The sequence below is a fragment of the Cupriavidus pauculus genome, assembly GCF_008693385.1.
Taxonomy (GTDB): domain Bacteria; phylum Pseudomonadota; class Gammaproteobacteria; order Burkholderiales; family Burkholderiaceae; genus Cupriavidus; species Cupriavidus pauculus_D.
In genome coordinates this window covers 2979403-2992888 of sequence record NZ_CP044065.1, presented here as the reverse complement: position 1 = coordinate 2992888, position 13486 = coordinate 2979403, and the positions used below count along the sequence as shown (strand labels likewise).

The window sequence follows — 13486 nt, the reverse complement described above, 5'->3', positions numbered from 1 at the left end:
GGTGACGCTGGCTACAATGGCCGGCTGCAGGCCACAACCGTTCCCCCAAGGATTTGCGTCATGAAGCTCGTCATCGGCAACAAGAAATATTCGTCCTGGTCGCTGCGCCCGTGGCTGCTGCTGCGGGAGGCGGGCATCCCGTTCGAGGAGATTCCCGTGCGCCTGTCGACGCCGGAGTTCGACGCCGAGATCCGCAAGCATTCGCCCGCGGGCAAGGTGCCGGTGCTGATCGACGGCGACGTGCATGTATGGGACTCGCTCGCGATCAGCGAGTACGTGGCCGAGCGCTTTCCGGAGAAGCGGCTGTGGCCCGCCGACACCGCGGCGCGCGCGCATGCGCGCTCGATCTGCGCGGAGATGCATTCGGGCTTTCCGCACGTGCGGAGCCAGTTGCCGATGAATTGCACCGCGGTGCTGCCCGGCATGGGGTGGAACACGTCGGTGCAGCGCGACGTCGATCGCATCGCCGCCATCTGGAGCGATCTGCGTGCGCGACACGGTGGCAAGGGGCCGTTCCTGTTCGGCACGTTCACGGTCGCCGATGCGTTCTATGCGCCCGTGGTGTCGCGCTTTGCGACGTACGGCATCCACCTGCCCGACGACGCGAAGGCATATGCGGACTTCATCCTTTCGCTGCCGTCGATGCAGGCATGGGTGGCCGCCGCGCGCGAAGAGCGCGATTTCCTGCTCGCCGACGAGCCGTATCGCACGACGCCCGATCGCGACGACGCGATCGTGCTCTGAGCGGGCATCGCGACATGCAGGTCTACGCCGTGGGTGGCGCCATTCGCGACGAACTGCTCGGCAAGCCGAGCCAGGATCGCGACTACGTGGTCGTGGGCGCCACGCCCGAAGAGATGGAGCGCCTTGGCTACAAGCCCGTGGGCAAGGACTTTCCGGTATTCCTGCATCCGCAGACGAAGGCCGAGTACGCGCTCGCGCGCACCGAGCGCAAGACCGCCGTGGGCTACAAGGGGTTTGCGTTCTACTGCGGCGCCGACGTGACGCTCGAGGACGACCTCGTGCGGCGGGACCTCACGATCAATGCGATGGCGCGCGCCGTCGATGACGCGGGCAACCTCGTGGGTCCGGTCATCGATCCGTACAACGGGCGGCAGGACCTTGCGGCGAAGCAGTTCCGCCATGTGTCCGATGCATTCGCCGAGGACCCCGTGCGCATCCTGCGCGCGGCCCGGTTCGCGGCGCGCTTTCATGACTTCACGGTCGTGCCGGAGACCGTCGCGCTGATGCGCGCGATGGTGGAGGCGGGCGAGGTCGATGCGCTGGTGCCCGAACGCGTGTGGCAGGAGCTCGCGCGCGGGCTGATGGAAGCGAAACCGTCGCGCATGTTCGCGGTGCTGCGCGAGTGTGGGGCGCTGGCGCGGCTGATGCCCGAGCTCGAGCGTCTGTGGGGTGTGCCGCAGCGCGCGGACTACCACCCCGAGGTCGATACGGGCGTGCATGTGATGATGGTGCTCGACTACGCGGCGTCGGTCGGCGCGTCGCTGCCCGTGCGGTTCGCCGCGCTCGTGCACGACCTAGGCAAGGGCACCACGCCCGACGATGTATTGCCGCGTCATACCGGCCACGAGGAGCGCAGCGTCAAGCTGCTCGAACAGGTCTGCAAACGCCTGCGCGTGCCCAACGAATGCCGCGAGCTGGCACTCGTGGTCGCGCGCGAGCACGGCAATATCCATCGCTCGATGGAATTCGGCGCGGCGGCCGTGACGCGGCTGCTCGAACGTTGCGATGCGCTGCGCAAGCCCGAGCGCTTTGCGGAGGCCCTGCGTGCGTGCGAGGCCGATGCGCGCGGCCGGCTCGGGTTCGAGGATCGCGACTACCCGCAGACCGCGCGCCTGCTGGAGGCACTGGATGCCGCGTCGTCCATCGACGCGGGGGCCATCGCGCGGGAATGCGCGGATGACGTGTCGCGGATCAAGAGCCGCGTGCACGAAGCACGCGTGGCGGCCGTGGCCGGGCGGCTGGGCGTGGCGTAACGCTGTCTGGCGGGACGCGTCCTACAACAGCCGGCCGATCACCAGCGCGGCCAGCGACAGCAGGATCGTCGATGCGAACGGCAGCACGTATTCGCGGCCGAACAGGCGGAAGCGCACGTCGCCGGGCAGTCGGCCGAGGCCGAGCTTCTGCAGCCACGGCAGCGCGGCCGACAGCACGATCACGCAGAAGAAGATGGTCAGCGTCCAGCGCAGCATGGGTCAGAGGGAATGGGTGCGATCGCCGCGCTGGAATCCGGCGAGGACGGGATGGAGGTCGTCATCGGCACCGATCGTACCGAAGCCGCGCGACAGCGCGATGACCTTGAACAGTTCGCCCATCTCCGCCTCCGACAGCAGCTTCTGCACCGCATTGGCGGCCGGCAGGAAAGCCCGCGTGTCATTGGGATCGAGCGTCATCAGCAGTTCGGTGATGCCGGCGTTCATCAGGAATCGCGCCTGCGAGCAGAATCCCGCGACCTGCATCCCGGCCTCGACCGCCGCCTCGGCCACGCCCGTGAAGTTCACGTGCGCGGTGATGTCCTGCAGGCCGGGGTAGAGGAACGGGTCGGGGTGCGCGTGATGGCGGTAGTGACACATCAGCGTGCCGCCGGAGCGCTGCGGGTGGTAATACTCGCTGGCCGGAAACCCGTAGTCGATGAAGAATGCGACCCCGCGCGTGAGCAGCCCGCCCACCGCGCGGATAAAGCCCTCGGCCTCCGCATGGGTTTCGGTGACCATATCGTGGTCGCCTGGGATGGCCGCGATCGTGGCGGGGATTTCGGCGTCGGCGAGCACGCGGTCCTGATAGGCGAAGCCCGCGGTGCCTTCCCGCTTGACGCCACGTTCATGCCAGCGGCCGCCCTCGCGCGCGAACAGCCGCACAGGCATCGCGTCCAGCACCTCGTTGCCGACGATCACACCCTCGAAGCGCTCGGGCAGCATGTCGTGCCAGATCACGCGGTCCGCGAGGTGCGGCGCGCGGTCGGCCAGTGTCTGGCGCTGGCGCTCGCGCAGCTCGCCCGACAGCTCGACGATCGCATATTGCGCCGGCAGCGCGCCTTCCGACTCGAGCGCGAGCAGCAGGTCGGCGGCCAGGCGGCCCGTGCCGGCGCCGAATTCCATGACCGCGGGGAGGCCCTGTTGCACGATCAGTGGCGCGAACTCGCGCGCCAGCGTGCGCGCGAAGAACGGCGTGAGCTCCGGCGCGGTAATGAAGTCGCTGCCGTCGCGCGCGTCGCGGCCGAACTTGGCGGCGCCGCCGCTGTAATACCCAAGGCGAGGGGCGTACAGCGCCATCGACATATAGCGGTCGAAACCGATCCAGCCGCCGCCGGCGTCGATCGCATCGCCAATGCACACGGCAAGGGCATTCGACGCTTCCTGCGCGTCCTGAGGGGGAAGGGGTAGACTAGCGACTTTCTGCATACCGCGAATTGTAGCAATGCCCGCATCCCAGACCCCTGACACCTCAACCGCGCGCGGCGTCGCGCTGGTCACCGGTGGCGCGCGCCGGCTGGGCCGCGCCATCTCGCTCGAACTGGCCGCGCACGGCTGGGACGTGGCCGTGCACTGCAACCGCTCGGTGGCCGAGGCCGAGGCGCTGGCCGGGCAGATCCGCGCGCTGGGCCGCCGCGCGGCCGTGCTGCGCGCGGATCTCGCGAACGAGGCCGAGACCGGCCGCCTGATCGCCGACTGCGCGGTGGCGCTCGGCACGCCGACCTGCCTCGTCAACAATGCCTCGCTGTTCCAGTACGACGTGGCAACGAGCTTCTCCTATGCGTCGCTCGACACGCATATGCGCACCAATGTGGCCGCGCCGCTGCTGCTCGCGCGCGAGATGCACAAGGCGCTGGCCACGGACGCCGACGAAGGTCCCAGGGGTGTCGTGATCAACCTGCTGGACCAGAAACTCGACAACCTGAACCCGGACTTCCTGTCGTACACGCTGTCCAAGGCCGCGCTGCAGACGGCCACGATGCAGCTGGCGCAGGCGCTCGCGCCGCGCCTGCGCGTGGTGGGCGTCGCGCCCGGCATCACGCTGGTGTCCGGCGAACAGACCGGTACCGGCTTCAGCCGCGCGCATCAGATGACGCCGCTCGGCAAGTCTTCCACGCCGGAGGATATCGCGCAGGCCGTCGCCTATCTGGCGGCAGCCCGCGCGGTGACCGGCACCACGCTGTACGTCGACGGAGGGCAGCACCTGATGCCGCTGCATCGCGACGTGATGTTCCTCACAGAATGACCCCATGACCATGCTCGCCGCACTATCCCACCCCAGCCTGACCGATTGCCGCCGAATGTTCCTGCGCAACTATGAAGTGCAGATCAATATCGGCGTGCATGAATTCGAGAAGAAAGGCGAGCAGCGTGTGCTGGTCAATATCGACCTGTTCGTGCCGCTGGCCGAATGCACGCCGCACGCCGACAAGCTCGACGAGGTCGTGGACTATGACTTCATGCGCAGCACCGTGGCCGCGCGCATGGCGCAGGGCCATATCCACCTGCAGGAAACGCTGTGCGACGACCTCGCGCGCGCGATGCTCCAGCATCCGCAGGTGCGCGCGGTGCGCGTCTCCACCGAGAAGCCGGACGTGTATCCGGATTGCGACTCGGTGGGCGTGGAAGTCTTCCACATCAAGCCGGTCTGAACGTTCGGGGCGGCTCAAGTAGAATACGGGCCCGCCGCCGATCTCCCTGCAATGCCCTATGAGTCACTCCGCTAACTTCTATCGTCTCGAAACGCGCCTCCAGTCGCTGACTGGCAAGGCCATTGGCGACTTCGGCATGATCGAGGACGGCGATACCGTGCTCGTGTGCATGAGCGGCGGCAAGGACTCGTACACCATGCTGTCGGTCCTGATGGCGCTGCAGAAGCGCGCGCCCATCCAGTTCAAGCTGATCGCGATGAATCTCGATCAGAAGCAGCCGGGTTTCCCCGAGCACATCCTGCCCGAGTACCTGAAGTCCACCGGCGTGGAGTACGTGATCGTCGAGGCGGACACGTATTCGATCGTCAAGGAGAAGGTGCCCGAGGGCAAGACCACGTGCTCGCTGTGTTCGCGCCTGCGCCGCGGCGTGATCTACCGCACGGCGAAGGAGCTCGGGGCCAACAAGATCGCGCTGGGCCATCATCGCGACGATATCGTCCAGACGTTCTTCCTGAACATGTTCTTCGGCGGCAAGATGAAGGCGATGCCGCCCAAGCTCGCCACCGACGACGGCCAGCATATCGTGATTCGCCCGCTCGCCTACTGCCCGGAGAAGGAGATCGCGAGCTATGCGCGCGCGATGGCCTTTCCGATCATCCCTTGCAATCTGTGCGGCTCGCAGGAGAACCTGCAACGCAAGAAGGTGAGCGAGATGCTGCAGTCGTGGGAGCGCGAGAATCCCGGCCGCATCGACAATATCTTCGCGTCGCTGCGCAACGTCGTGCCCTCCCATCTGGCCGACACCGATCTGTTCCCGTTCACGGGGCTGGCCACGGGCCTGGCCAAGGTGGACGAGGCCTCGCTGTTCGGCGAGACCACGTTCTCGCAGCAGCCGCTCGTGTTCGCGGGCAGCGCCGAGGAGAACCGCATCGAGTTCGTGCGCTTCGAGCGCGGCGATGCGGGGGCCGAGGCCAAGGCGCACTCCTGAGCGAAACGTTCGATCCGTGCTGGCGAAATGTCAGCGCGGCTGCGTTTTCGTCACGAAACGGTGGCTTCTGCGTGGCGCGGGCCGCTGGAACAATGGATCCGGTTATCACTGCATTGGATTACCGGACCATGGCCCGCTCGCTTACCCACTCGTTTACCCGCTCGTTTACCCGTTTCCTGTCTCTCACCGATGTCTCCCGCATCGTCGCCGTCCAGGGCCTGCCGCACGTGCTGCGGCAGATGGCGCGCTACATCGAGGAGGACTACCTGCGCTGGCAGGACTTCGACAAATCCGCGCGCACCGCTGCCCATTCGGCGCGTGGCGTGATCGAGCTGATGCCGATCGCCGACGCGGATCTCTACAGCTTCAAGTACGTGAACGGCCATCCGGCCAACACCGCCGACGGCCTGCCCACCGTGATGGCCTTCGGCACGCTGGCCGAGGTCTCGACGGGCATGCCGCTGCTGCTGTCGGAACTCACGCTGACCACGGCGCTGCGTACCGCGGCCACGTCGGTGGTGGCGGCGCGCCGGCTGGCGCGGCACGACGCGGCCACGATGGCGCTGATCGGCAACGGCGCGCAGGCCGAGTTCCAGGCGCTGGCGTTCCATTACCTGCTCGGCATTCGCACGTTGCGCGTGTATGACGTGGATGCGGACGCCACGCGCAAGCTCGCGCGCAACCTGCACGGCATCGACGGTCTGGAGATCGTGGCGTGCGCCAGTACGGCCGAGGCCGTGCGCGGCGCGGATATCGTCACCACCGTTACCGCCGACAAGACCTACGCGACGATCATCACGCCGGACATGCTGGCGCCGGGCCTGCATCTGAACGCCGTGGGCGGCGATTGCCCCGGCAAGACCGAGCTCCATCCGGACGTGCTGCGCCGGGCAAGCGTGTTCGTCGAGTACGAGCCGCAGAGCCGCATCGAGGGCGATTGCCAGCAGATGCCGGCGGACTTCGCGGTGACGGAGCTCTGGCAGGTGCTGGCCGGTAGCGTGCCCGGCCGGACCGAGGCAAGCCAGATCACTGTGTTCGACTCGGTGGGCTTTGCGCTCGAGGACTACTCGGCGCTGCGCTACCTGCGAGACAGCGCGGAGGCGCTCGGCCTCGGCCAGGCGCTCGATCTGGTGCCGCGGCAGGACGATCCGAAGGATCTGTTCGCGCTGCTTCGGGAGGTCGCGCCGGCTGGACGTGCGGCCTCCGGGCGGGTCGCGGCCGAGGCGGCCATCGCCTGACCGCCGGCCGACGTCTGAAGCGGCCGTCTCAAACGGCCCATTGCGCGATCAATTGTTGGACGCCTGCGACGGCGACGGACCGTTGCCTTCCCGGATCAGCGAGCGCGTATCGTCGATCCACTTCTGGAACCGGTCCACCGCGTGGGCCTTCTGCTCGGGCGTCGTCAGGTTCGCGATCGTGACCGTCAGGTCCACGCCGGGCTGGCTGTTCTCCTTGCCGGGGCGCTGCCACTGGTCCGCATAGCGGCGCAGCATCTGCTCCACCTGCGGTTTGGGCGGGTGCGAGCCCTGGACTTCCTTCGCCAGCGCCACCCATTCCTTCTGCCGCTGCACACGCTGGGCATACCGGGCTTCCGCGCCCTGCATGTACGGCCCCATGGCCTCCCGGATGGCCTTTTCCTGCTCGGTCGAGAACCGGCCGTAGATCAGCTTCGCGTACTCCATCACCTTGTCGAAGCGCGCATCGGTGCGTGCTGCCTCGTTGCCGCGCAGGAACTCCTTGCGGTATTTGGCGTTGCTCTCGTCGAACTTGGCCTGCATGCGCTCGATCTGCTCCGGCGTCAGCGTCAGCAGCAGGTCGGCCAGATCCGGCACCGCGTTCTCGAAGGCCTGCCGGCCCAGCCGCTGGGTGTCCTGCTGGACCTGCTGGACCATCGCGGCGCTGACGGGCTGGGCGACCTCGCCCTTGACGCGCGTCAGCACCGTGGCGATCTCCGGCAGCTGCTGGCGGCGGTGCCAGCTGAAGAACCGGTGGATGGCCTCGCGCGTCGGCGGCTCCTGGGCGTCGGAGACGTCCACATACCGGTCCACCCACCAGTAGGCCAGCCGGTCACCCTGCTGATAGCCAAGCTTCATCGCGTTGCAGCCGCCCAGTGCCACGAGCGCCACACAGGCGGTAATAGCTGCAAACCATGAAAAAATGCGCTGTCGTTGCATATGTTGCGTTTTGTGAGAATCGGAAACCACGGGGCGTCGGGCATAACCCGCCATGCTAGAATCGGCGCGCATGTTTACTGGGGTCGCAGAACGTCCCGCAACCCAGTCCTGACAACGATTTCGCCGCATTGGATGGTGAAACGATCCGTGGCGCGGATTTTCAAGTTTCTCTCCGGACACACTCACTTAGGACCTCCTTGTGAATATCGTCATTCTTGCCGCGGGCATGGGAAAGCGCATGAACTCGGCGCTGCCCAAGGTACTTCATCCGGTTGCAGGCCAGCCCATGCTGGCTCACGTCATTGCGACCGCGCGCACGCTTTCGCCGGGCAAGCTCGTCGTCGTCGTGGGCCACGGTGCCGAGCAGGTTCGCGCGGCCGTCGGCGCCAGTGACGTCCAGTTTGCCGAACAGGCCCAGCAGCTCGGCACGGGCCATGCGGTCATGCAGGCGCTGCCGCTGATCGACGACAGCCAGCCGACGCTGGTGCTGTACGGCGATGTGCCGCTCACGAGCGCCGCGACGCTCAAGGCGCTGCTCGATGCCGCGGGCACCGAACGCCTGGGCGTGCTGACGGTCGAGATGTCCGATCCTACCGGATACGGCCGCATCGTACGGAACGCGGCGGGCAGCATCACGCGCATCGTCGAGCAGAAGGACGCGAGCGACGACGAACGCGCGATCCGCGAGATCAATACCGGCATCATCGTATGCCCCACCGCGCGTCTGCGCACATGGCTCTCCACGCTGCGCAACGACAACGCGCAGGGTGAGTACTACCTGACCGATACCATCGAGCGCGCCGTGCAGGACGGCGTGGAAGTCGTGTCGGCACAGCCGGCCGCGCTGTGGGAGACGCTGGGCGTCAACAGCAAGGTCCAGCTTGCCGAGATCGAACGCATCCATCAGCGCAACATCGCGCAGAAGCTGCTCGAGAGCGGCGTGACGCTGCTCGACCCCGCGCGGATCGACGTGCGTGGCGAGCTGACGTGCGGCCGCGATGTGACGATCGATGTCGGCTGCGTGTTCGAAGGCATCGTGCATCTGGAAGACGGTGTTCATATCGGCGCGCATTGCGTGATTCGTCATGCGAAGATCGGCAAGGGTTCGCGTCTGCAACCTTTCTGCCATATCGACGAAGCAACAATCGGGCCGGACGGACGCATCGGTCCGTATGCGCGCCTGCGCCCGGGTACGGAACTCGGCGAGGACGTGCATATCGGCAACTTCGTCGAGGTCAAGAACAGCCAGATCAGTCACCACAGCAAGGCGAATCATCTCGCCTACGTGGGGGACTCGACGGTGGGGCAGCGCGTCAATATCGGCGCGGGCACCATCACCTGCAATTACGATGGCGCGAACAAGCTGCGCACGGTGATCGAGGACGACGTGTTCATCGGTTCGGACACGCAGCTCGTGGCGCCGGTGACGGTGCGGCGTGGCGCGACGATCGGCGCAGGCACGACGCTGACCAAGGAAGCGCCCGAGGGCAAGCTGACGCTGTCGCGCGCGAAGCAGATGACCCTGGAGGGCTGGACGCGTCCGGTCAAGCCGGCCAAGAAGTAAAGCAAGCAAAATTCATCGGGGGTTTAAAAATGTGTGGCATTGTCGGCGCGGTTTCTACCCGCAATATCGTACCGGTCATGATCGAGGGCCTGCGGCGCCTCGAGTATCGTGGATATGACTCGTGTGGCGTGGCCATCGTGCGCGACGAGATGCTGGAACGCGCGCGTACCGTGTCGCGCGTGGCCGATCTCGACACGCAGACGCAATCGTCGGGCCTCGCCGGCATGACGGGCATCGCGCATACGCGCTGGGCCACGCACGGCAAGCCCGATACGCTGAATGCCCACCCGCATTTCTCGGACGAGACCATCGCGCTAGTGCACAACGGCATCATCGAGAACTATGAGCCGCTGCGCGAAGAACTGCGTGCCGCGGGCTACGGTTTCGAGTCGCAGACCGATACCGAAGTGGTGGCCCACCTGATCCATCAGGCCTACACGTATCCGAGCAGCGCGACGCGCGGCGACCTCTACGCCTCGGTGCGTGTGGTGACCAAGCGCCTGCATGGCGCGTATGCGATTGCCGTGATCGCCAAGGACCAGCCGCAGCGCGTGGTTGGCGCGCGCGCGGGTTCGCCGCTGGTCGTGGCACTGGGCGACAACGAGGCGTTCCTCGCCTCGGACGCGCTGGCCGTGGCCGGTACCGCGAACCGTATCGTCTATCTGGAAGAGGGCGACGTCGCCGAGATCTCGCTCGATGGCGTGGTCATCCGCGATGGGTCGGACCATGTGGTCGAGCGTGAAGTGCGTGTGGTGGAAGCCCACGCCGCGGCGGTGGAGCTTGGGCCGTTCCGCCACTTCATGCAGAAGGAAATCTTCGAGCAGCCGCGCGCGCTCGGCGACACGCTCGAGGGTGTGGACGCGATCACGCCGGAGATGTTCGGGGAGGGCGCCGAGGCGGTGTTCGCCGGCATCGACAGCATCCTGATTCTCGCCTGCGGCACGAGCTACTACTCGGGCTGCACGGCCAAGTACTGGCTCGAGTCGATCGCGAAGATCCCGACGCAGGTCGAGGTCGCCAGCGAATACCGCTATCGCGACACGGTGCCGAATCCGCGCGCGCTTGTGGTCGTGATTTCGCAGTCGGGCGAGACCGCCGACACGATGGCCGCGCTGCGCCATGCGCGCTCGCTGGGCCATACGCATACGCTCGCGGTCTGCAACGTCGCGACGAGCGCGATGGTGCGCGAGACCGAACTGCGCTTCCTGACGCGCGCGGGCACCGAGATCGGCGTGGCATCGACCAAGGCGTTCACCACGCAACTGGCGGCGCTGTACATGCTGACGCTCGCGCTGGCGAAGGTACGCGGTTACCTGAGCGGCGACGACGAAGCCAGGGCGCTGACGAACCTGCGCCACCTGCCGGCGGCGCTGCACGGCGTGCTGGCCCTGGAGCCGCAGATCATTGCCTGGTCGGAAGACTTCGCTCGCCGCGAGAACGCGCTGTTCCTCGGGCGTGGCCTGCACTACCCGATCGCGCTGGAAGGCGCGCTGAAGCTCAAGGAAATCTCGTATATCCACGCCGAAGCGTACCCGGCGGGCGAACTGAAGCACGGTCCGCTGGCGCTCGTCACGGAGGCCATGCCCGTGGTCACGGTGGCGCCGAACGATGCGCTGCTGGAGAAGCTGAAGTCCAACATCCAGGAAGTCCGCGCACGCGGCGGCCGCCTGTATGTCTTCGCCGACTCGGATACGCATATCCAGTCGTCGGACGGCATCCAGGTCATCCGCATGCCCGAACACTACGGCGCGCTGTCGCCGATCCTGCACGTGGTGCCGCTGCAATTGCTGGCGTATCACACGGCATGCGCACGTGGCACGGATGTGGACAAGCCGCGGAATCTGGCGAAGTCGGTGACGGTGGAGTAACGCCGTCTTGCAGTAAGCGTTTCGCTAGTGACTTTGATTAGTTAGTCCGACGCCTAAGAAAGTTAGTCCGACATTTCCAGAAATCCCCGCTGATTCAAAGACTTGAAGTGTCGGACTAACTAATTAAAGTGCTGATTTCGGCGCTTTTCATCGGCGGCGTTTTCGCGCTTTTCGGAGGCGTGGCCGAGATGCGCGATGTCGGCCGTGGCGTTCCCTGCACCGGAACGAAATAGCCGCCTAGACAGCGCTAGTCGTAGCCTTACCTCGGCGCTGCTGCTTGATGACGGTAAGAGATTCAAAAAGCCGTTCCGCGTACGTGTACGCAATGCGCTTCACGTGGTCTTCGGTGAAATACATCCATGAGGCGAAAACCACAATGGACACAACCAGAGTGATGCCGCCAGCAGCGCCTGGGCTCGCAACTTTGTCCGCGTGAATCTGGAAGGGCGAGAGCTGGACCATCCCACTTATCATGACCCCGAACAGCATACCGACGAGGCTGGTGATGACACCCAGAGGCTTCATCGCCAGCATGTTCCGGTGGAACCCATATGCGATGTTTTCCTTGAGCAGTAACGCGTGCTCTTTGCCTCGCGTCAGTTCGCGGACGTGTCGCGTTACGCCGTCATACATTTGGTCAGCGACATCTGGTTCCGCGTTTTCCTCGTCAACTGTTGGCAGTTTCACTCCTAACTTCGCTTCAATTACGCTGCGGTATCGCGCCTTTGAGTAGTCGTCCAAATGACGGTCCCGGTGGCGCAAGATGATGGTCGTTGGTAGGCCGCCCCATTTGGCCACGAGTCGCCCTTCCAGACGTTTTCCGAGGCCGCGCGCAACGCTCGCCAAGCCGTAGATTGCTCCGCAGGACGTCACGAGGCCCAACAAGGCGGTCAAAATTGGATTCTTCGGACCGAGAATCCATAGAAGTGGCACGAGAATGGGAAGCGCGGTGAGAAGGCCGGGGAAGACCCTGGCCTTCTGCTGGTATGGGTCGCGGACCAACTCAAGAAGCCCGTTGAGCGCCATAGCAGTCAGTCCTCTTGCTCTGTGGGGTAGTCTGCTTGTGCCATGCCTGTCCATCCTGCTCGGCTGATGCCATGCGCGAGCAAGATTCCATTGCCCTCTGTTGCCCCAAACCAGGCTCCGCGATGCATCATCGCGCGCTTTACGGACTTGCGTGGGTGGTCTTCGTCCGCTTTCGCTGAGCTGCATACGGCGCGCCACGAGGTTTCCTGCGGAATCTCGGGAAGGCGCTGGCCGAGCAATCGGTCCAAGATTGCAGTGTCGACGTTGTGTCGGCCTCCGTGATGCGGCACCTGGAAGTCGTCAATTCCTGGCAGCGCCAAGCCGACGAACGGCGCGTAGTCAGCAGCCTCCGCCAATGCTTCCCTCCCCGCATCCCCAGTGAGGAGAATTCGACGATTATTAATAAGCGCGTACTGGACGACGCTCATCTCGTTCTCGCTGCTCGTCCCATCGGCAGGAAACGTCTCAGCACCCCACGCCGCCTTGACCAGATTTGAGGCCGTCTTCATTGCCTTCCGAAGCTCCTCTAACAAGCTGTTGAACGCGCTGTCCTCAGCGGCCTCGGGCGTCTTTTCTGACGCGACAATGAGGTCCGCATAGCGTTGTATGGAGGGAGCAAGAACCACGAAGGGGCCAATTTCGGCGCCTTGAAGGGGACTCTTCATGGGGATACCCTTCTCGGTGGCAAGGTCCTCGAGCGCGGCGGTTGCTGAGTAGATGGACCGTAGCTTCCTGCGCAGCGCGTCGACCGACTCATAGGTCTCGAAGCGGTCTATGAGCGCTTCAGCATAGAGCCAAGGACGATTTATCCAGAGCGTGTCGACAGTGCACGACTCAAGCACCTTACGAAGCCCATTGGCATGGTCTTGGTCAGGGTGCGTGAGCACGACGTTGTCAATATGGGTGGTGCCGTAGTGGGTCCTGAGGTGTTCGACGATGGCTTCCCCTGTTTCGAGATAGCCTCCATCAACCACGTGGACGCCAGTAATCCCGCCGATACGGTAGCGAATGGCAATTGCGTCTCCGCTTTTACTCGTTTCCACCGGTAGGAAGTCGACTTCATAGAAATCAAACATCGGTCCCTATCCCTTCGCTTTGTGAGTATTCTTTTGCCGCGTGAACAATGCTTCATAACGCGGGGGCTTAGTAGCTGTTCAACTGCTACTGAGATATCGCAGTTCTGCGCTGGCGATGAATATCGGCGACGACCCACTTGGGTGA

13 protein-coding genes are annotated in these 13486 nt (G+C 65.0%); 8 read left to right on the top strand and 5 right to left on the bottom strand.

What is annotated here, in order from left to right:
* Positions 1–60: 60 nt before the first annotated feature.
* Together FOB72_RS13730 and FOB72_RS13725 are read left to right on the top strand one after the other, a co-directional pair.
* On the top strand, positions 61–744 hold the full coding sequence (locus tag FOB72_RS13730) for a glutathione S-transferase family protein (RefSeq protein ID WP_150373029.1): 684 nt from the start codon (positions 61–63) through the stop codon (positions 742–744).
* A 14-nt stretch (positions 745–758) separates the two neighbouring features.
* A complete protein-coding gene (locus FOB72_RS13725) occupies positions 759–1997 on the top strand; it encodes a multifunctional CCA addition/repair protein (RefSeq protein ID WP_150373027.1) in 1239 nt (412 codons plus the stop codon).
* 21 nt (positions 1998–2018) lie between these two features.
* On the opposite strand, the gene FOB72_RS13720 is transcribed toward FOB72_RS13725, so the two are convergent.
* Positions 2019–2213: a DUF2905 domain-containing protein gene (locus FOB72_RS13720; RefSeq protein WP_150373026.1), complete on the bottom strand. Its 195-nt coding sequence runs from the start codon at positions 2211–2213 to the stop codon at positions 2019–2021.
* 3 nt (positions 2214–2216) lie between these two features.
* Positions 2217–3422, bottom strand: a complete 1206-nt coding sequence (locus FOB72_RS13715; protein WP_150373024.1) for a class I SAM-dependent methyltransferase — start codon at positions 3420–3422, stop codon at positions 2217–2219.
* Between the two features lie 16 nt (positions 3423–3438).
* Between FOB72_RS13715 and FOB72_RS13710 the strand changes: the two genes are divergently transcribed.
* The 4 genes from FOB72_RS13710 (at position 3439) to FOB72_RS13695 (ending at position 6871) form a co-directional block, all read left to right on the top strand.
* Positions 3439–4239: an SDR family oxidoreductase gene (locus FOB72_RS13710; protein ID WP_150373023.1), complete on the top strand. Its 801-nt coding sequence runs from the start codon at positions 3439–3441 to the stop codon at positions 4237–4239.
* 4 nt (positions 4240–4243) lie between these two features.
* Positions 4244–4645 carry a dihydroneopterin aldolase gene (locus FOB72_RS13705; protein WP_109582296.1) on the top strand — a complete coding sequence of 134 codons (402 nt, stop codon included), beginning with the start codon at positions 4244–4246 and terminating at the stop codon, positions 4643–4645.
* A gap of 58 nt (positions 4646–4703) precedes the next feature.
* Complete coding sequence (ttcA, locus tag FOB72_RS13700; protein WP_150373021.1) at positions 4704–5633, top strand: tRNA 2-thiocytidine(32) synthetase TtcA; 930 nt, start codon at positions 4704–4706, stop codon at positions 5631–5633.
* 128 nt (positions 5634–5761) lie between these two features.
* Entirely contained in the window at positions 5762–6871 is a 1110-nt protein-coding gene (locus FOB72_RS13695) for an ornithine cyclodeaminase (protein ID WP_150373019.1), read from the top strand.
* A 48-nt stretch (positions 6872–6919) separates the two neighbouring features.
* Here the strand turns inward: FOB72_RS13695 and FOB72_RS13690 are convergent, their stop codons facing one another.
* Positions 6920–7807, bottom strand: a complete 888-nt coding sequence (locus FOB72_RS13690; protein WP_223851335.1) for a DUF6279 family lipoprotein — start codon at positions 7805–7807, stop codon at positions 6920–6922.
* A gap of 199 nt (positions 7808–8006) precedes the next feature.
* Between FOB72_RS13690 and glmU the strand changes: the two genes are divergently transcribed.
* Complete coding sequence (gene glmU / locus FOB72_RS13685) at positions 8007–9371, top strand: bifunctional UDP-N-acetylglucosamine diphosphorylase/glucosamine-1-phosphate N-acetyltransferase GlmU (protein ID WP_150373018.1); 1365 nt, start codon at positions 8007–8009, stop codon at positions 9369–9371.
* Between the two features lie 29 nt (positions 9372–9400).
* Positions 9401–11239 carry a glutamine--fructose-6-phosphate transaminase (isomerizing) gene (gene glmS, locus FOB72_RS13680; protein WP_150373017.1) on the top strand — a complete coding sequence of 613 codons (1839 nt, stop codon included), beginning with the start codon at positions 9401–9403 and terminating at the stop codon, positions 11237–11239.
* Positions 11240–11476: 237 nt separating this feature from the next.
* Here glmS and FOB72_RS13675 read toward each other — a convergent pair whose 3' ends face one another.
* A complete protein-coding gene (locus FOB72_RS13675; RefSeq protein WP_150373015.1) occupies positions 11477–12265 on the bottom strand; it encodes a hypothetical protein in 789 nt (262 codons plus the stop codon).
* Positions 12266–12270: 5 nt separating this feature from the next.
* Complete coding sequence (locus FOB72_RS13670; protein ID WP_150373014.1) at positions 12271–13341, bottom strand: competence protein ComEC; 1071 nt, start codon at positions 13339–13341, stop codon at positions 12271–12273.
* Positions 13342–13486: the final 145 nt, after the last annotated feature.

Excerpts from the sequence above, each read along its gene's own strand:
- FOB72_RS13730 (WP_150373029.1), top strand. The coding sequence starts at position 61 with ATGAAGCTCGTCATCGGCAACAAGAAATATTCGTCCTGGTCGCTGCGC.
- FOB72_RS13725 (WP_150373027.1), top strand. The coding sequence starts at position 759 with ATGCAGGTCTACGCCGTGGGTGGCGCCATTCGCGACGAACTGCTCGGC.
- FOB72_RS13720 (WP_150373026.1), bottom strand. The coding sequence starts at position 2,213 with ATGCTGCGCTGGACGCTGACCATCTTCTTCTGCGTGATCGTGCTGTCG.
- FOB72_RS13715 (WP_150373024.1), bottom strand. The coding sequence starts at position 3,422 with ATGCAGAAAGTCGCTAGTCTACCCCTTCCCCCTCAGGACGCGCAGGAA.
- FOB72_RS13710 (WP_150373023.1), top strand. The coding sequence starts at position 3,439 with ATGCCCGCATCCCAGACCCCTGACACCTCAACCGCGCGCGGCGTCGCG.
- FOB72_RS13705 (WP_109582296.1), top strand. The coding sequence starts at position 4,244 with ATGACCATGCTCGCCGCACTATCCCACCCCAGCCTGACCGATTGCCGC.
- ttcA (WP_150373021.1), top strand. The coding sequence starts at position 4,704 with ATGAGTCACTCCGCTAACTTCTATCGTCTCGAAACGCGCCTCCAGTCG.
- FOB72_RS13695 (WP_150373019.1), top strand. The coding sequence starts at position 5,762 with ATGGCCCGCTCGCTTACCCACTCGTTTACCCGCTCGTTTACCCGTTTC.
- FOB72_RS13690 (WP_223851335.1), bottom strand. The coding sequence starts at position 7,807 with ATGCAACGACAGCGCATTTTTTCATGGTTTGCAGCTATTACCGCCTGT.
- glmS (WP_150373017.1), top strand. The coding sequence starts at position 9,401 with ATGTGTGGCATTGTCGGCGCGGTTTCTACCCGCAATATCGTACCGGTC.
- FOB72_RS13675 (WP_150373015.1), bottom strand. The coding sequence starts at position 12,265 with ATGGCGCTCAACGGGCTTCTTGAGTTGGTCCGCGACCCATACCAGCAG.
- FOB72_RS13670 (WP_150373014.1), bottom strand. The coding sequence starts at position 13,341 with ATGTTTGATTTCTATGAAGTCGACTTCCTACCGGTGGAAACGAGTAAA.